The sequence below is a fragment of the Pedosphaera parvula Ellin514 genome (assembly GCF_000172555.1).
Lineage (GTDB): Bacteria > Verrucomicrobiota > Verrucomicrobiia > Limisphaerales > Pedosphaeraceae > Pedosphaera.
Map to the genome: position 1 here is coordinate 38,384 of NZ_ABOX02000003.1, position 17,899 is coordinate 56,282.

Sequence of the window (17,899 nt, forward strand, 5' to 3'; positions counted from 1 at the left end):
GGAACCCGTGATTGCAACTACACTTCACTTTTCTTAGAACGGGGGCGGCAATCCGCGATCATCCTTGTCAACCAAGGTCTTGCCTTCCTTCCTCACCCCTTCTCCTCCCGACCTCATGATCCGGATGTAAAAAACCCAGATACCTATTATAACAGCCAGCAATACTGGAACGAACCAAAATACATCCATAACATTTCCTTTCTTTTCGACTTAGATTTTAAATTGCTCGGCATCTCTTTTCTTAAAATCCAATCCTAATCCTGGTTTCGCAAGATTGGGGTGCAAATCCCCCTTTACTGGTTCCGCTGCTCCTTCAAAGAGCAAATGTTCAATGCGTGCGTGATCATGAAAATATTCCACGTTTCGTGCCGGCACCAACGCACAGCAGGGATGGACATGCACGGACGACGCCGTGTGTGCTGAAAGTGGTCTGCCAAACGCCTCGCAGAGGGTACCAGCATGCATAAAACCTGTAATGCCTCCGCAACGCGTGGCGTCAGCCTGCTGCACGTCCACTGCCTCCGCACTCAACATTCTTAGAAAATACGTTTGATCATACCCATATTCTCCCGCTGCAATGTCCATTCCGAAAGGTGCATGCTCCCGCACAAAACACAGGCCCTCCAAATCGTCCGAAGAAACCGGCTCTTCGAACCAGCTTACGCGGCACTCCGCAAACTGCGAGGCCCGCGCCAATGCCCCTTTGGGATGGTAAGCGCCGTTCGCATCCACAAAAAGCCCGACTGTTTCTCCAATCGCTTTTCTCGCCTCCAGCACCCTGGACGGATCTTTCTCAGAATCTCGTCCAACTTTCATTTTTACGTAGCGCAATCCCTTCTTAGCCCAGTCTTGCAATTGCCTTCTTAATTGTTCATTCGAATAAGACGTAAATCCGCCACTTCCATAGGCCGGTATGAAACCACGGACTGCTCCCAACAATTTTACCAGTGGCACACCGAGCAGACGCGCTTTCAAATCCCATAGGGCAATATCGACCGCTGATATCGCCATCGACGCGATTCCTGGCCGTCCCAAATTTCGAATGGATCTCACCATGGATTCCCAGGCTCCCGGCACATCCATTGCATTTCGACCGATGACAACCTCAGTGAGCTTCTCTTGAATTAATACACCTGTGCTTTCGCTTGCATAACTGAAGCCCAGTCCCTTTGTCCTCCCCGCAAATGCCTCTACCAGAATCATCGTCGTGGATGTCCACTCCATGGTGCCATCGGACTCGGGACCATCGGTGGGAATCTTATAGGCTGAAACCTGAAGCTTGCGGATGTTTGGAAAATCTTTGGAAGACGCCTTTTCAAACATTCTCTGTTCTGAATTGCGAGAAATCTTCACGAATGAGGAAAACAATCTGGTCGTTGTCAATTGACCTGTTTAAAAAATCCGTTACTCCGCTGGTTCGCTCCAGAGGGGTCTTCACCTCATGCGCGGCCACATATACCGAATGCCGAAAGAAATTTCCGAATGGCAGGAGGGATTTTGGTTTAAGAGCCTGATTTTAAAATTAGGGAGGGTGCTGTTTTCGCGCAAAAGGCCGGATGGCAAGGCGCGACGAAGGAGAATATCCCTGGTGGATCTTCGACTGAGGAGCAACGCCGCCAGACGGCCTTTGGCGCGAAAACCCTCCGGGCGGCGGTGCTTTTGGCCGCAGCCTGCGTTGGCTCGGCCCTCCCGCTGGCGGGGATGCTCCGGCCTCGCCGACTTGGCCGCAGCCAAAATCCCCAACCGCAGCACCCTCCCTAATTTTAAATCAGGCTCCAAGGCAAGGCCGACAACGCCGCCTCAAATCAAAAGCACCCTGTACCCAATGACTAACGAAGTTCCTCGTCCCCAAGGCCATGGCTTTTTCAGTCTCCACTTTCATCCGGCTTATTGACTCCTTTCATTCCGGTTCTTTTCCCCATTCCGGAAATTAATTTTGGCATTCGGTATAGGCCTGCTTCCTTACAAATTTGTAATATTCCGGAAAGATTCCTGTCAGCTTGTGGTGTAATTTTAACAGCACGACACGGTAAATAATTTGAAACCGTAATCACAAAATATGAAACGCTCATTTCTCAAACTCTGCTCTAATCTTCGGGTGAGCCTGCTGGCCGGCGCACTCGTTGTGGCTGGCTCCAGTCTGGCCGTCAATCACCTGGTCATGGCCAATGACGCACCCAAGGTCACGACCGTGGCTCTCAACGTAAATGACACCCCCGTCCAGCGGGATGGCCGGTTTGGAACCAGCTTCGCGCCGGTAGTCAAAAAAGTTGCCCCCAGCGTGGTAAAGGTTGAAGTCACCAGCAAATCCAAAAATATGGATTTGCCGAACTCTCCCTACCCTGACGAAGATTTCCTCCGTCGCTTCTTTGGTGATCAATTCAACCCGCGCGGTGGCGCTGGTCCCAATCGTGGCGGTCGCACGATGCGCTCGCCAAAGCAGTATGGCTTGGGCTCCGGTGTCATCGTCAACAAGGACGGTTACATCCTGACCAATAACCACGTCGTTGAGGATGCGGATGAAATCAAGGTATCCCTGAATGACGGTCGTGAATTCACCGCCAAAGTCATTGGACGCGATCCGAAGACGGACATTGCGGTTATCAAAATCGATGCCAAGGATTTGCCTCCCATCACCATCGCGGACAGCGATAAGATTGAAGTGGGCGACATCTCCCTCGCCATTGGTAACCCGTTCGGCATTGGTCAAAGTGTCACCATGGGTATCATAAGTGCCACGGGTCGTGGCAACGTGGGAGTCGACTACGAAGACTTCCTCCAAACCGATGCTGCCATTAATCCTGGCAACTCGGGTGGCGCGCTCGTCGATGCTGATGGCCGCCTGATCGGCATCAATACTGCCATCCTCAGCCGCAGCGGTGGATACCAGGGCGTCGGCTTTGCCGTCCCCATCAATCTCGCCCGCAACGTCATGGAAAGCTTGATTAAAAACGGTCGCGTGGTTCGTGGGTTCCTCGGTGTTAGCATTCAGGATCTGAATCCCAGCCTCTCCAAAACCTTCAAACTGCCTGATGAAAAAGGTGCGCTCGTCGGCGATGTCTCGCCTGATAGCCCTGCACTCAAAGCTGGCATCAAGAGCGGTGATGTAATTCTCACCTTCAATAACAAACCAGTGAGCGACAGTCGTCACCTGAAACTGCAGGTCGCACAAACAACTCCAGGCTCGTCTGTTCCGGTGAAGGTCCTGCGCGAAGGCAAGGAGCAAACTCTCAAGGTTTTGCTGAAGGAGTTGCCAGGCTCGGAAAAAACCGAGAGAGCCGATAACGGCAATAGCAACGATAACGATGCCCTCCATGGGGTTGCCGTGGCTGATTTGGATAATCAGGCTCGCAATCAACTGGGCGTGCCCAAAAACCTCGAAGGAGCGGCAGTGAGTGATGTGGACCAGGATTCCGCCGCCTACGAAGCGGGATTACGCCCGGGCGATATCATCCAGGAAATCAATCGCCAACCCGTGCACAACGCGGATGAAGCGGTAAAACTTACTGAAAATCTTAAGGATAAAGCCATTTTGCTCAAGGTTTGGAGCAAACGCGGCGAAGCGAGTGGTAGTCGCTACGTCGTGGTGGATGAGAGCAAGTCGGGTAAATAAGGGTTCATGGTTCTCAGCCGCCCTCTTGACCTGGACACCAGGGGGGCGGCTGTTCTTTTTTGCAACCAACCACGCTTTCAGCTATGTCTTTGCAAGTATTTGAATTAAATTCTGCTGAACCTGATATGCGAATCCTCGTGGTCGAAGACGATGCCAAAATCGCTTCGTTTGTGGTCAATGGCCTCAAACAAAGCGGTTTCGCCGTGGACCGTTGTGCCGATGGCGAGGAAGGCCACACCTTCGCAGCCACCACCAAATACGATGCGGCGGTTGTGGATGTCATGCTTCCTAAGCTCGATGGACTCAGTCTGGTCCAGCGCCTGCGGAAGGAGGGAATTCGTATCCCGGTGATTTTCTTGAGCGCCAAGGCCTCGGTCGATGATCGTGTCAAAGGTCTTCAGGCCGGTGGAGATGATTATCTGACCAAGCCGTTCGCCTTCTCAGAACTTCATGCACGCATTCAAGCGCTGATCCGGCGAGCCAGCAATGCCACAGAACCGACGAGGCTCACCGTTGGCGATCTGGGCCTGGATCTCCTCACCCGTGAGGTCACTCGTGGCGGGGAAAAAATTGAACTTCAATCCCGTGAGTTTGCCCTGCTTGAATACTTGATGCGTAACACCGGCCGTGCAGTTACGAAAACGATGATCCTGGAGCATATCTGGGACTATAGCTTTGACCCGCAAACAAATGTGGTCGATGTCCTCGTTTTTCGCCTGCGTAATAAGATCGATAAGGACAAGAAAATGCTGCACACCATTAGAGGAGTTGGTTATGTCCTCAAACCTGCTTAGCCGCCTCGGGCGCACTTTCAGTTTTCGCCTGAACATTTGGTACGCGTCGATCTTCACGATCAGCGCCTGTGCGCTCTTTGCATTTCTTTACTTTATGCTGTCGGTCGCCGTGGAGCGCAAAGATAAGGAAATCATCGAATCCCGGCTTAAGGAATACTCCGCAGTGTATCAAAGTGGTGGCCCGGCTGCTCTTCAACGCTGGATTTCCAGTTCGCAGGAATCCAAGCGCCAGAAATCCTTCTTCGTCCGGGTGGTCAATCCTCGTAACAGTGTGCTTTTTGCCACGGTGCCGCAGGATTGGGTTGAGTTCGACCCCAATGGACCGTCAGTTGGCGGCTACCGCAGCGGCACGGCTTGGATTCGTATTCCCAAGGATGAAGAGAAGGACTTTACTCTGGCTTACACCACTCTCTTTGACGGCTCCATGCTCCAGGTGGGTCGCAGCACGAACAATCGCTCCACCGTGCTCGAACCTTTTCGCCGCACATTCTTCGCTGTGATGACCCCCATTGTGGTGCTGGGATTTCTGGGAGGAGCCTTCTTCGCCCATCGAGCCATGCAACCAATCCGACAGATTGTTGCCACGGCCCGTTCCATCATCAATACCGGCAAACTCGATGCCCGCGTTCCAGTCCGCCGTTCCGACGATGAATTGGATGAGCTGGCCCAACTGTTCAACCGCATGCTCGATAAAAATCAGGCTCTCATCCGGGGCATGCGCGAATCAATCGATAACGTCGCCCATGATCTCCGCACCCCCTTGACCCGGCTGCGTGGCACTGCTGAAGCCGCTCTCCGCTCGGGAGCCAGCGAAGCCGAAGCACATGAAGCCCTGGCTGATTGAGGGGGAAGTCCGATCGCGTCCTTATCATCCTCCAGACTCTCATGGATGTCGCCGAAGCCGAAGCCGTCACTGTAGAATTGCGACGTGAACAGGTCAATCTTTGCCCTCTGCTCGAGGAAGTGATCGACCTATACCAGTATGTCGCGGAGGAAAAAAAGATAACCATCACAACTGAATTTCCAGAAATATGTGATGCCTTTGTCGATCCCATTCGCCTGCGCCAGGTTTTTGCCAACCTGCTCGATAACGCCATCAAATACACGGCAGAGGGTGGTTCGGTTCAGATCAAAGCCGTTCATGAAGGTCCCAACATCGTGGTGCGCATCCGTGATACCGGCATGGGTATTGCCCCGGAGGAACAGGAAAAAATCTGGGATCGCTTATATCGGGGCGACAAAAGCCGTTCGCAGCGCGGTCTGGGGCTGGGCCTGAGTCTCGTTCGAGCCATTATCCATGCTCATCAAGGCCGGGTCGCGGTCGAAAGCCAGCCAGACCAAGGCTCCGAATTCTCTCTTTTTATTCCCGTGAACCCGTCTTCCCCGGCTGGGCAACTTCGCACTATTGCTGCAGCACAACTTGCAAAGTAATTTGAATGGCTTCAATATAAGACTTGTCTCATTTGAGTGGCTGGCAGGTTCCAGCCCGTCCAGGATTAAGCACTGCCATTGTTTTCCACTCCCTCCGGGTGATTGATTCTCCGTGGCAACATGCATTTTATAATATGATAAAGAAAACGATTATTTTTTCACTGCTCGCAGCCTGCTTGGCACTCTGCCTGCCTTCCAGCCGCGCCGTCGAGTCCGTCGTGGACAGCAAGGTGGAAATTCCCTTCAAAAAGTTTGTCCTCAAAAACGGCCTCACAGTCATTGTTCATGAGGACCATAAGGCTCCCATCGTGGCCGTGAACGTCTGGTATCACGTGGGCTCCAAAAACGAAAAAACCGGCAAAACCGGTTTTGCTCACCTGTTCGAACATTTGATGTTTAATGGCAGCGAGCACTTCAATGACGATTACTTCCAGGCCATGGAGCGCATCGGCGCCACGGATATGAACGGCACCACCAGCGAAGATCGGACAGATTATTTCCAGAACGTTCCCAAAAATGCTTTGGACACCGCCCTCTGGATGGAATCCGACCGCATGGGTCACCTCGTCGGCGTGATTGACAAACCCCGCCTGGATGAGCAACGCGGCGTCGTGCAAAATGAAAAGCGCCAGAATGAAAACCAGCCTTACGGCGTCACTGAGGAATTGCTCGTAAAAGGCACCGCACCTGCCGGCCATCCTTATTCATGGACCGTCATCGGGTCGATGGATGATCTCAATGCCGCTTCACTCGATGATGTGAAGACCTGGTTCAAAACCTATTATGGCGCAGCCAATGCCGTTCTCGTACTTGCCGGCGATATCGATGCCGAGACTGCCCTTAAGAAAGCGGAACAATACTTTGGCGATATCCCGGCGGGTCCGCCCGTGGCCAAGTTTGAAAAATGGGTCCCAAAAATGGGCGGCACTCGCCGTCAAGTTGTCAGCGACCGCGTGCCACAAGCCCGCATTTACAAGGTATGGAATATTCCCGGCTACGGCGAAGCCGACACCACCTATCTCGATCTGGCCAGCGACGTGCTTGCTTCAGGCAAAACTTCGCGTCTGTATAAGCGGCTCGTTTACGACGACCAGCTTTGCACCGATGTCTCCGTGTCCGTCGATCCGCGAGAAATCTGCGGCCAGTTCGGAATCATCGCCACTGCCAAACCAGGTGGCGATTTAAGGCAAATCGAAAAGGCCATTGATGAAGAAGTGGCCCGTTTCCTCGCCAAGGGTCCGACTGAAAAGGAACTCACCCGCGTGAAGGCCGCCAACATCGCTGCTTTCATTCGTGGCGCGGAACGCATCGGCGGGTTTGGCGGCAAGTCCGACCTTCTGGCCATGAACCAGACTTATCGTGGCACCCCGGATTTTTACAAGACCATCAATAATTATGTTCGCAACGCCACCGCCCATGATGTCCAGGATGCTGCCAAACGCTGGCTGACCGACGATGTCTACATTCTCGATGTCTATCCGTATCCCAAGCATGATACGGCGAGTTCCGGCGCGGACCGCACCAAGCTGCCCACCCCGGGCGCACCGCCGGAAATCAAGTTCCCCGCCTTCCAGCGCACGAAACTTTCGAACGGCTTGAACATCATTTTAGCCGAACGCCATTCCACTCCCTTGGTGAGCTTTAACATGCTCGTGGATGCGGGGTCGGCAGCGGACCAATTCGCCACGCCCGGCACGGCGCGCCTGGCCATGGATATGTTGGATGAAGGCACTACCAAACGCACAGCCCTCGATATCAGTGAAGAATTATCCACACTCGGCGCCAACCTCAGTTCCGGCTCTGATCTCGATACCTCAACCGTTCATCTTTCCACGCTCAAGTCCACCCTGGATCGTGCGTTGGACATCTACTCCGATGTGATCCTGAACCCTGCTTTTCCCGAAGCCGATTTCAAACGCCTGCAGAAGCAGCGGATTGCGGGCATTCAACGTGAAAAGACCGAGCCAACCAGCATGGCCCTGCGCGTCTTCCCTGGCCTGCTCTACGGCAAGAGTCATGCCTATGCAAACCCAATGACCGGTTCCGGCACCGAGGAGACCGTGGCCAAATTGACCACTGCCGACATGCACAAATTCTACAACACCTGGTTCAAGCCGAACAATGCAACCCTCATCGTGGTGGGCGACACCACCTTGAACGAAATCGTTCCAAAGCTGGAGAAACAGTTTGGAACCTGGAAAAGTGCCTCTGTGCCAAAGAAGAACCTCGGAAATGTGGAGCAACAAAAGAAATCCGTCGTTTATCTGATTGATCGCCCCGGCTCCATTCAATCCGTCATTTTTGCCGGACATGTGGCTCCGCCGAAGAATAACCCCGATGAAATTTCCATCGAAACCATGAACAACATCCTTGGCGGCGCCTTCACCTCCCGCGTCAATATGAACCTGCGCGAGGATAAACACTGGGCATATGGCGCGCACACGTTCATGTCTGCGGCCCGCGGCCAGCGGCCATTCATTGCTTACGCTCCCGTGCAATCAGACAAGACCAGCGAATCGATGGTTGAGATGGAAAAGGAACTGCGCGGCATTCTGGGCAAGCGTCCGATCACCGCCGAGGAACTGGAAAAAGCCCAGAAATATCTCACCCTCAAACTGCCCGGTTCCTGGGAAACCAACGACCGGGTCGCCGGATCGATTGGCGAAATTGTGCGGTTCGGGTTGCCTGAAGATTACTTCAAAACCTACCCTGACAATGTGCGCGCACTCAATCTTGATCAGGTCGCCAAGGCTGCACAGGAAGTCGTGCATCCCGACCAACTCGTCTGGGTTGTCGTGGGCGACCGTTCAAAGGTTGAACCTGAAATCCGCAGTTTGGGCTGGGGTGACATTCAGCTGATGGATGCGGATGGCAATCCCATCAAATAACGTCTCATGGCGGGCCTGCCAGGAAGGATGCAAATCATCCCCTGGCAGGCTCGATATCCCGCAATGCGTGCCAAACCAGTTGTCCGAAATCACCGAATGCTGTCAAACCGGCTTTTATCCGCATTCATGACCACATAATGCCGGTCAGGGCCGCTGGTGATGTCAGTAGTGAGAACAGCAACATTGTGACTTGTGCCTTTAACCCGGTCTGCTTTGTCAATGATGGCATATGTCTCATTTCCGCCTTGTTGAGCAACCACCACATCCTTGATTTTGCCCAGCTTCTGGCCTTGCTGGTTCTCTACTTTTTTCCCAATAAGGTCGCTGGATTTGACGCTTTTGGATCTGATCCCAACTCGATCCGGGGGAGGGTTTTGATGGGACCAAGACGTGCTGGACATGGATTCGGTAGTTTGGCCCGAGCTCATTCCGGTGGCGCCGGCACTGGTCCCCACTGTATAGGAACTATTGTCATTGTAAGCGTAAGACCCGGCCTCGGGGGCGGGATTGTCGTAATGGTGGTGTTTCGATGGATCCTGCTGATACATGCTTACGTTATCGGCACGCAGATGATTCGGTGCGGCAAGGCACAGTGCCGATATGGCCATGGTTGCAATGATGGTATGCGATTTCATAGTACTCCTTTTTTAAGAATTTATAATTGCCTCTTCGCAGACAAACTCTGTCGGCAATGCAGGTCAATTTCCTAATAGAAACTAACACATCCTGAACCGCACAAATCAAAAAACATTTTCTTATTCGTAAAATGACACAAATCAGAGACTTACTTCATCGGCGTCTTGCCAGTCTGGTTATCCTGGCCATAATCCTCCCTTTTCTGGCGCACCCGCTTCACGCAGTCACGTTCCAGGAGCTTCAAGCCGATAAAAACCTGACCCCGGAAAGCCTCATGCGCCGCCTCGCGCACTTTAAATTCCGCCTTACCGCCGACCTCCAGCCCCGGGATCAATTCCTCGCTTCAGAAACGGGTGATTGTGATGACTTTGCGACCCTTGCGGCTGATGTTCTGAAGGCAAAAGGTTTTACTACCCAGTTGATTGCCGTTCACATGGAGAAGCAATTCCATGTGGTCTGCTATGTCAAGGAAGTGAACGCCTATCTGGATTACAATAACCGAAAAAAACCATCTCCTCTCGTATCCACGGATGGATCCCTGGATGACATCGCCGATAAGGTCGCCCACTCATTTCGAACCCCGTGGAGCACTGTGGCTGAGTTCATTTATAATGCAGGCGTTCGGAGAGTCATCGCTCTTGATTTTTGCCAGCGAAATGGCTGAGCATGCGCATCGTTTCTTCTGCCCTTACGAGTCCGCCATCTGGATGGTTCAGGACCCATTACTACCATGGCAGGCTGGCTGCCAGCTTAAAGGTATCTCTGAGGATGGTTCGCATCTGGCTTCAAACCATGGCCACTTTCAGGATTTGTATCTCGCTCCTCATCCTGTCCCTGGTTTGGATGCTGTGGTGAAACGGGGACCGGAACAATGATGATATGCTCTGGCATTTGCGGCTCTGCTCCATAAATCGGATTGCTTACCGATGGCAGATTTTCCATCGCGAATCCATGCGCGTTTTGGAACCTTTCCTTGTCCACATTTAATGTCAGTGAATTCTTATCCGCCGAAGGCGTGAACGCCATCATTGGAACAGCGACATTGGCATCCTGCTTTTGATCATGATCCGCCTTTTCCAAAACGATGTAGGCTACCCGAGCATTATCAACATTGAAAACAACGTCCCGAATGGTGCCCAGGTTTTCGTTCTTTTGATTCTTCACTTTCATCCCAATGAGATGACTTGCGCGATCAATTGAAGCCGGACTTTCCTTTTCACTTTGATCAGCTTTGGGGGAACCCGGTGCCGGCTGCCCCGGAATGATTGCTTCGGGCGCTTCACTGCTGCTTTTGCCATTGGTATTGCCGGAAGATTGTCCTGGAACGCCAAGGCAAAACACAGCCGCTGCTCCACCTAAAATTAAAGCTTTTGATTTCATACTGCTCCTTTGCATTTTTTGTTAAACCGTCACGTCACTGCAAATCGGTGACAGATGCAGTCTCTGTTCTCAATAACGCACCCATGTCAGACTATTTCAAAAGAAAACGCCATATCTTTGAAAATAGTTTCAGTGTCCGCTGTATCCGGGTTGAGAATACATCTGCATTGCATCGTTGTGGATGTTTCCCATCAATGCCGGAGCACATTACCCCATTTGCAATGTGAGCCTCTGCGAGAGAGATTTTCTTCGGAAGAGGAACACCGGCGGATTGAAGTTTTTGCCGCTTCCTTCAAAACTTTCTGTTGGTTCAGCGAGGGCGAAAGTCCTCGGGAAGGCACCCTGAATCCAGCGGTCGCCGGCAGGGGGAATCAGATCGGCAGGGACTTTTGGTGCAAAGGTCCTTTGTCAAAGGTCGAAGGAGAGCGGCGTCAGACCTTGAACGATCATTTCCTGCCTCTTCCAATTCTTTTCTCCTCCGCTTAACTCCACCATCATTACTGATTCGCTCAACCTCCCTGTTCAATCCCACGGCTTGGGGGCTTCTCCCCAATACCTGCGCCTCTTTCCGCGAACTATGTTTGGTTGGTTGAGGCTGATATTTTCTTGAGATCCAAAATCATTCTTAAGTTTATAGTTTCCTCTTCATAACAATTAATTCCGGAGGACATCATGGCAGAAACAGTCGGCGACTTCATGATAAAACGATTTTCCGAGTGGGGAGTGAAGCGCATCTATGGATACCCAGGCGACGGCATCAACGGACTCATGAACGCTTTGGAAAAGTCAAAAAAAACCATGAGCTTTGTTCAAACGCGCCACGAGGAGATGGCCGCTTTCATGGCGTGTGCTCATGCCAAATTTACAGGGGAAGTGGGCGTCTGCTGTGCCACTTCCGGCCCGGGAGCCGTTCATCTGCTTAACGGCCTTTATGACGCGAAAATGGATCATCAACCGGTGGTCGCCATCGTTGGCCAGCAATCCCGCGCCTCACTCGGTGGCGACTATCAACAGGAAGTCGATCTGGTCTCACTCTTTAAAGATGTGGCGCATGAATACATTCATATGGCCACAGTTCCTTCTCAAATGCGGCATTTGGTGGACCGTGCAGTTAGAATTGCCCTCGCAGAAAGGACCGTGACCTGCATCATAGTTCCCAACGATCTCCAGGAACTGGACGCTGAACCAGTGCCGCCACATAAACACGGAACCATTCATTCCGGGATAGGCTACAGCTCTCCACGCATCGTACCATTGCATTCCGATCTCAGGAAGGCGGCCGATGTCCTCAACTCCGGCAAACGCATTGCCATGTTGGTTGGGGCTGGTTGCCTGCGGGCCTCGCAAGAGGTCATGGAAGTTGCCGATATCCTCGGCGCTGGCGTGGCCAAAGCGCTGCTTGGCAAAGCAGTCCTTCCTGATGATCTTCCCTATGTGACCGGCTCCATCGGTCTGCTCGGGACCAAGCCAAGCTGGGATATGATGATGGAATGCGATACTCTGCTCATGGTCGGCAGCAACTTCCCCTACCCCGAATTTCTGCCCAAGGAAGGAGCAGCACGTGGGATTCAAATTGACATCGATGGCCGGGTGCTAAGCATCCGGTACCCGATGGAGCTAAATCTGGTGGGAGACAGCGCCGAAACTTTGCGGGCGCTCATCCCACTGCTGGAACGGAAGCAGGATCGCTCCTGGCGACAAAAAATAGAAAAGAATGTTGCCGACTGGTGGCAGGTGGTTGAGGCGCGGGCAATGGTTGCCGCCAATCCCATCAATCCACAAAAGGTTTTTTGGGAACTTTCGCCTCGCCTGCCTGACAACTGCATTTTAAGCGCGGATTCCGGAACCACGGCCAGTTGGTATGCCCGCGACTTGAAGTTTCGTCCGGGCATGATGGGTTCTCTTTCCGGGACACTGGCCACGATGGGGCCCGCCGTTCCCTATGCCATCGCGGCAAAATTCGCATTCCCCGACCGCGTGGCCATCGCCCTGGCCGGTGATGGAGCCATGCAGATGAATGGCATTAACGAGCTGATAACGATTTCCAAATACTGGAAGGAATGGAGCAATCCTCAATTGATCGTGCTCGTATTGAACAATCGCGATCTAAACATGGTTACCTGGGAGCAGAGGATCATGCTGGGCATGCCCAAGTTCAATGCCTCGCAGGACATTCCAGATTTTCCCTATGCCGAATATGCCGCCATGCTCGGATTGAAAGGAATTAACGTGGCTGATCCCGACAAAATCGACGCGGCATGGGATGAAGCCCTGGCTGCGAAATGCCCCGTGGTGATTGAAGCACATACCGACCCTGAAGTTCCGCCCATGCCTCCACACATTACTTTCGAACAGGCGGTGAATTTTGCGAAATCGATCCTAAAGGGTGACTCGCGGTCCGGATCAATGATCACGCGGTCATATAAGGAAATGGTCGAGGGTTGGATTCCTCACCCTGCGCACCATGAAGAACATGAAGTGAGGAGCAAATGAAAGGCAATTTATGGAAACTACAGCAAGCATTAAAAAACACCCCATCCACGTTATGCTCATCGCATTTCCGATTGGACTTTGGGGCTTTTCACTTATTTGTGATTTGATCTACTTCTTCCATTGGAGTGGCAACGAATGGGAAACCGTCGCCTACTTCACCATGGCGGGCGGCATTATCACGGCATTGATAGCTGCCATTCCCGGGTTCCTTGACCTCCTATCCATCACCGAACCCAAGCTACGCCGCATCGGTCTCACGCATATGACTATCAATCTCGTTATTGTTGCCTTGTATGTGGTGAACTTTTTCATTCGCCGGAACAGTTCCATGGATATCAAAATTCCCCTCATTTTATCCATTGTGGGAATTCTACTGCTCTCAATTTCCGGCTGGCTCGGCGGTGAACTCGTGCATGTTTATCGGGTGAGTGTTGCGGAAGGCTCCCCCACCAAGCTGCCACGGCAGCCCTGAATCCAGCTGGCCCTTTATTATAGGAATGATTTTGCCGCCAGCTGTTGACAATACCGGCACATAAGTTGAAAGGACACAAATGAATCATGATTTGAATGGAAAAAAAGTAGCCATCCTCATCGAGAATGGTTTTGAACAGGTTGAAATGACGGCGCCGCGCGAGGCCCTGGACGCAGCGGGGGCTGAGACCGATATTATTTCCCCACAGGAAAAGAAAGTTAAAGGTTGGGAACATACAAAATGGGGAAGAAGCTTCAAGGTGGACGTCCCGTTGGCCGAAGCCAATGCTGATGATTATGACGCCTTGCTGCTTCCTGGCGGAGTCATGAATCCGGACAAGCTGCGCATGAATCAACAAGCCGTGGAGTTCGTAAAAAACTTTGTGAATGCCGGCAAGCCGATCGCTGCGATATGCCACGGCCCCTGGACTCTCATTGAAACCGGCATGGTCAGAGGCCGGCGAATGACTTCGTATCCTTCAGTTCAGACTGACCTCAAAAACGCTGGTGCAGAATGGGTCGACGAAGAAGTGGTGGTCGACAACGGTTTGATTACCAGCCGGCAACCTTCAGACATCCCTGCTTTCAACAATAAAATCATCGAAGAATTCGGCGAGGGCACACACAGGAACAAGGAGGAATCTGCACATGCCATGGCTGGCTCGGACGCCCATTAATAATCTAATTTAAACATGAAACGAACTCTCAAGCTCATGGTTAATGAGCTTGGGAGTTTCTAGTGAGGAAAAAATCATATGGGATGGGCATGGATTCTTTGGGCGGTTATTGTCGCCGCAATTTTTGTAACCCTGCTTATTCAGGGCAGCAGGAGTCGGAGCGGCCGCAATCCAGGTGGAGATCAGCCTTCGGATGCCGGAAGAAATGATGATTACAGAGAGCCATAGGAACGTCAGGTCAACCCGGATTAACGCCACCCCACACTTGTAGATGGCAGATGATTTTAGTGGCTCCAAATCGCTTTAAAAGCAACATCGAGGAGTCACGACACGGAGGCAGATGCGAGGAGAACAAAAATTGAAAGACGAACCGCCGATGAGTTTTACCAACCAATCAAAGGAACCAGCGAAAGTTATTTCCCAGCCCAGTCCTGCATCCTATGTCGATGCTGAAAAACTGGCTCGCCGTCTCAAAAGGAACCTCAAGGGTGAAGTGCGCTTTGACGACGGCAGTCGGGCACTTTACGCAACGGACGGCTCGAATTACCGCCAGGTACCCATCGGAGTTGTGCTCCCAAAGGACAAGGAGGATGTGGTCGCAACCGTGGCAGAATGCCGGCGCATGGGTGCTCCACTGTTATCGCGCGGAGGCGGCACCAGCCTCGCCGGCCAATGTTGCAATGTGGCTGTCGTCATGGACTTTTCCAAATACATGCACGATGTGTTGGAGATTGATACCGTCCGCAAGTTGGGACGCGTTCAACCGGGATGTGTGCTCGACACCTTGCGGAACGACGCGACGAAGTTGGGGCTTAACTTTGGCCCTGACCCAGCCACGCACAATCATTGCACGCTTGGCGGCATGCTGGGAAATAATTCCTGCGGCACACACTCTCTGCTCTGTCGGGATGAAGGTCTGGGTTTGCGCACCTCTGACAATACACATGAGCTGGAGATTTTGACTTATGATGGCTTGCGCATGCGCGTCGGTGAAACCTCTCCCGAACAAATTGAACGTTTCATTCGCGAAGGCGGGCGTCAGGCAGAAATCTACGCGCAACTAAAGGGTTTGCGCGACAAGTATGCCAATCTCATTCGCGCTCGTTTTCCCAAGCTTCCCCGGCGCGTGTCGGGTTATAACCTGGACGAGTTGCTGCCTGAGAATGGCTTTAATCTGGCCCGCGCTCTGGTGGGAACCGAAAGCACGTGTGTCACCATTCTCGAAGCCAGCCTTCGACTGGTCAGTAATCCGGGGGCTCGTTCGCTTCTGGTGCTGGGTTATAAGGACGTTTTCTCCGCTGCCGATCATCTGATGGAAATTCTTGAGTTCAAACCCGCCGCACTTGAGGGTATGGATGATCTTCTGTTCCAATGGGTCCAACAAAAAGGAGACAAGAATGCGGATATAAAGCTGCTGCCGCAGGGAGGCGGCTGGCTCATGGTCGAGTTCGGCGGCGACTCGAAAAAAGACTCCGATGAACAGGCCCGCCGTTGTGCGGAAATGCTGAAAAAGCAAAAAGATGCCCCGAACATCAAGCTATACGACAATCCGGAACAGGAGGAGATGATTTGGAAGGTGCGTGAAGGCGGACTGGGCTCCACTGCCTGGGTCCCTGGGCATAGGGATACCTGGGAGGGCTTCGAGGATTCTGCAGTGCCTCCGCACAATGTCCCCGCTTATCTGCGCGATTTCAAAAAACTCCTGGACAGTTATGATTATGACACCTCGCTCTACGGCCACTTTGGTCAGGGTTGCATCCATTGCCGGATTCCATTCGATCTCTATACCGCCGAAGGGATTCGTAAATTTGAATCCTTCCTCGAAAAAGGCTGCGAGTTGGTGATGAAATATGGCGGCGTCATGTCCGGCGAGCATGGAGATGGTCAATCGCGTGGCCAATTTCTGCCCAAAATGTTTGGCGAGGAATTGATGGAGGCATTCCGCGAGTTCAAGCGCATCTGGGACCCGGAATGGAAAATGAATCCGGGCAAAGTGATTGATGCCTACAAGGTCACAGAAAACCTGCGCCTGGGCACCGATTATGATCCCCCCAATCCCACCACCTACTTTCAATATCCAGCTGACAGGCACACTTTCTCCCGGGCCGCACTGCGTTGCGTCGGCATAGGAGAATGTCGGCGTCACTCTGACCAGGTGATGTGTCCCAGCTATCAGGTTACCATGGAAGAGAAGCATTCCACTCGCGGACGCGCCCGCCTGCTTTGGGAAATGCTGAACGGCGGATTGCTCAAGAAGGGCTGGAAGAATGAGGCGGTGAAGGAAGCTCTTGACCTGTGTCTCGCGTGCAAAGGCTGCAAGCATGATTGCCCGGTCAATGTGGACATGGCCACATATAAAGCTGAATTCCTGTCACACTATTATAAGCATAAGCTCCGCCCTCGTCATGCGTACGCTTTTGGCTTCATCCATGTTTGGACCCGTCTTGGAAGCATCATGCCGGGAATTCCAAACTTCATTACTCATGCCCCGGTTCTGGGCAAAATTGCGAAATGGATTGTGGGCATGCAGCAGACTCGTGAAGTGCCCGCCATGGCAAGGGAGTCTTTCAAAGCCTGGTTTAAAAATCGCCCGCTCAAAAATTTGGACCGCCCACCTGTCGTCCTTTGGCCTGACACTTTCAATAATTATTATCACCCTGATGTCGCCAAGGCGGCTGTAGAGGTACTGGAAGATGCAGGCTTCCGTGTGCAGGTTCCTACGAACGATATGTGCTGTGGCCGCCCACTCTACGATTATGGATTTCTCGATAAGGCTAAAAAGTGGCTGCAGGACATCCTGGAAATAATGCGCGTGGATATTCGTAACGGCATCCCATTTATCGTCCTTGAACCCAGTTGCTGCGCTGTATTCCGCGACGAATTAGCCAATCTCTTTCCCAATGATGAGGACGCCAAAAAACTTCACCAGCAAACCTTTGTGTTAAGCGAGTTTTTAGTGCATCATGCTCCAGGTTATCCCCACAAACAAATCACCAGCCGGGCGATAGTGCATGCTCATTGCCATCATCGATCCGTTATTGGTTTCAGGGAGGAAGAGACGCTGCTTAAAAGAGTGGGTCTGGATTTCCAAATCCCGGAACCAGGTTGCTGCGGCATGGCGGGAGCATTTGGATTTGAGCGGGGTGACCACTACGATGTTTCCATCAAATGTGGGGAAAGAAGCCTTCTTCCCGCGGTGAGGCATTCCTCTGAAGACACGCTGATCATCGCTGATGGCTTCAGTTGCCACGAACAAATTGTCCAACGTTCCAATCGCAAACCGCTTCACATTGCCCAGGTCCTGCAGATGGCGATTCACGAAGGTGAAATTAAACCTGTGGAACCCGCTCAATCGATGGCCTTGGTCAAGATTCCACCCTCTGACGGCCAACACGAAGAGAAGGAGCATGGTTATCTCCACAATCGCGTTAAACAGTGGACCTCCAGTGTTGAAGAATGGCTTGGGAAGCACAAGAAGCCAAAAGATGACCGCCATTAATTCGTCTGCCGTATGGG

Annotated in this window: 13 protein-coding genes; 10 read left to right on the forward strand and 3 right to left on the reverse strand. The window is 52.4% G+C overall.

Annotated elements, in window-relative coordinates:
* Window positions 1–210: 210 nt before the first annotated feature.
* Complete coding sequence (locus tag CFLAV_RS02585) at window positions 211–1,323, reverse strand: enolase C-terminal domain-like protein (protein WP_007413044.1); 1,113 nt, start codon at window positions 1,321–1,323, stop codon at window positions 211–213.
* A gap of 736 nt (window positions 1,324–2,059) precedes the next feature.
* On the opposite strand from CFLAV_RS02585, the gene CFLAV_RS02595 reads away from it, so the two are divergent.
* The 5 genes from CFLAV_RS02595 to CFLAV_RS02610 all read left to right on the forward strand — a co-directional run bounded on the left by CFLAV_RS02595 (window position 2,060) and on the right by CFLAV_RS02610 (window position 8,726).
* On the forward strand, window positions 2,060–3,613 hold the full coding sequence (locus tag CFLAV_RS02595; protein WP_007413046.1) for a DegQ family serine endoprotease: 1,554 nt from the start codon (window positions 2,060–2,062) through the stop codon (window positions 3,611–3,613).
* A 125-nt stretch (window positions 3,614–3,738) separates the two neighbouring features.
* Complete coding sequence (locus tag CFLAV_RS02600) at window positions 3,739–4,407, forward strand: response regulator transcription factor (RefSeq protein ID WP_040546728.1); 669 nt, start codon at window positions 3,739–3,741, stop codon at window positions 4,405–4,407.
* Window positions 4,388–5,251 (forward strand): HAMP domain-containing protein, encoded by an 864-nt coding sequence (locus CFLAV_RS33840; RefSeq protein ID WP_007413048.1) that lies wholly within the window; start codon window positions 4,388–4,390, stop codon window positions 5,249–5,251. Before CFLAV_RS02600 ends, CFLAV_RS33840 begins: the two co-directional genes overlap by 20 nt.
* 41 nt (window positions 5,252–5,292) lie before the next feature.
* A complete protein-coding gene (locus tag CFLAV_RS33845) occupies window positions 5,293–5,838 on the forward strand; it encodes a sensor histidine kinase (protein WP_007413049.1) in 546 nt (181 codons plus the stop codon).
* A 134-nt stretch (window positions 5,839–5,972) separates the two neighbouring features.
* The gene (locus tag CFLAV_RS02610; protein WP_007413050.1) at window positions 5,973–8,726 is read left to right on the forward strand and encodes a M16 family metallopeptidase; all 2,754 of its coding nucleotides are present in this window, start codon (window positions 5,973–5,975) and stop codon (window positions 8,724–8,726) included.
* Window positions 8,727–8,815: 89 nt separating this feature from the next.
* Here the strand turns inward: CFLAV_RS02610 and CFLAV_RS02615 are convergent, their stop codons facing one another.
* Window positions 8,816–9,361: a PRC-barrel domain-containing protein gene (locus tag CFLAV_RS02615; RefSeq protein ID WP_007413051.1), complete on the reverse strand. Its 546-nt coding sequence runs from the start codon at window positions 9,359–9,361 to the stop codon at window positions 8,816–8,818.
* Between the two features lie 131 nt (window positions 9,362–9,492).
* Between CFLAV_RS02615 and CFLAV_RS02620 the strand changes: the two genes are divergently transcribed.
* A complete protein-coding gene (locus tag CFLAV_RS02620; protein WP_007413052.1) occupies window positions 9,493–10,026 on the forward strand; it encodes a hypothetical protein in 534 nt (177 codons plus the stop codon).
* Window positions 10,027–10,112: 86 nt separating this feature from the next.
* Here CFLAV_RS02620 and CFLAV_RS31705 read toward each other — a convergent pair whose 3' ends face one another.
* Entirely contained in the window at window positions 10,113–10,742 is a 630-nt protein-coding gene (locus CFLAV_RS31705) for a PRC-barrel domain-containing protein (RefSeq protein ID WP_007413053.1), read from the reverse strand.
* A gap of 672 nt (window positions 10,743–11,414) precedes the next feature.
* On the opposite strand from CFLAV_RS31705, the gene CFLAV_RS02635 reads away from it, so the two are divergent.
* The 4 genes from CFLAV_RS02635 to CFLAV_RS02650 all read left to right on the forward strand — a co-directional run bounded on the left by CFLAV_RS02635 (window position 11,415) and on the right by CFLAV_RS02650 (window position 17,882).
* Complete coding sequence (locus CFLAV_RS02635) at window positions 11,415–13,235, forward strand: thiamine pyrophosphate-requiring protein (RefSeq protein ID WP_007413054.1); 1,821 nt, start codon at window positions 11,415–11,417, stop codon at window positions 13,233–13,235.
* A gap of 10 nt (window positions 13,236–13,245) precedes the next feature.
* Window positions 13,246–13,707, forward strand: a complete 462-nt coding sequence (locus CFLAV_RS02640) for a DUF2231 domain-containing protein (RefSeq protein WP_007413055.1) — start codon at window positions 13,246–13,248, stop codon at window positions 13,705–13,707.
* A gap of 79 nt (window positions 13,708–13,786) precedes the next feature.
* Window positions 13,787–14,383 carry a type 1 glutamine amidotransferase domain-containing protein gene (locus tag CFLAV_RS02645; RefSeq protein ID WP_007413056.1) on the forward strand — a complete coding sequence of 199 codons (597 nt, stop codon included), beginning with the start codon at window positions 13,787–13,789 and terminating at the stop codon, window positions 14,381–14,383.
* 358 nt (window positions 14,384–14,741) lie between these two features.
* On the forward strand, window positions 14,742–17,882 hold the full coding sequence (locus CFLAV_RS02650) for an FAD-binding and (Fe-S)-binding domain-containing protein (protein WP_202796825.1): 3,141 nt from the start codon (window positions 14,742–14,744) through the stop codon (window positions 17,880–17,882).
* The last annotated feature ends 17 nt before the right edge of the window (window positions 17,883–17,899 follow it).

Coding starts and splice junctions, on each gene's coding strand:
- CFLAV_RS02635 (WP_007413054.1), top strand. CDS start 11,415: ATGGCAGAAACAGTCGGCGACTTCATGATAAAACGATTTTCCGAGTGG.
- CFLAV_RS02645 (WP_007413056.1), top strand. CDS start 13,787: ATGAATCATGATTTGAATGGAAAAAAAGTAGCCATCCTCATCGAGAAT.
- CFLAV_RS02615 (WP_007413051.1), bottom strand. CDS start 9,361: ATGAAATCGCATACCATCATTGCAACCATGGCCATATCGGCACTGTGC.
- CFLAV_RS02585 (WP_007413044.1), bottom strand. CDS start 1,323: ATGTTTGAAAAGGCGTCTTCCAAAGATTTTCCAAACATCCGCAAGCTT.
- CFLAV_RS02620 (WP_007413052.1), top strand. CDS start 9,493: ATGACACAAATCAGAGACTTACTTCATCGGCGTCTTGCCAGTCTGGTT.
- CFLAV_RS02610 (WP_007413050.1), top strand. CDS start 5,973: ATGATAAAGAAAACGATTATTTTTTCACTGCTCGCAGCCTGCTTGGCA.
- CFLAV_RS02595 (WP_007413046.1), top strand. CDS start 2,060: ATGAAACGCTCATTTCTCAAACTCTGCTCTAATCTTCGGGTGAGCCTG.
- CFLAV_RS02600 (WP_040546728.1), top strand. CDS start 3,739: ATGCGAATCCTCGTGGTCGAAGACGATGCCAAAATCGCTTCGTTTGTG.
- CFLAV_RS33840 (WP_007413048.1), top strand. CDS start 4,388: ATGTCCTCAAACCTGCTTAGCCGCCTCGGGCGCACTTTCAGTTTTCGC.
- CFLAV_RS02640 (WP_007413055.1), top strand. CDS start 13,246: ATGGAAACTACAGCAAGCATTAAAAAACACCCCATCCACGTTATGCTC.
- CFLAV_RS33845 (WP_007413049.1), top strand. CDS start 5,293: ATGGATGTCGCCGAAGCCGAAGCCGTCACTGTAGAATTGCGACGTGAA.
- CFLAV_RS31705 (WP_007413053.1), bottom strand. CDS start 10,742: ATGAAATCAAAAGCTTTAATTTTAGGTGGAGCAGCGGCTGTGTTTTGC.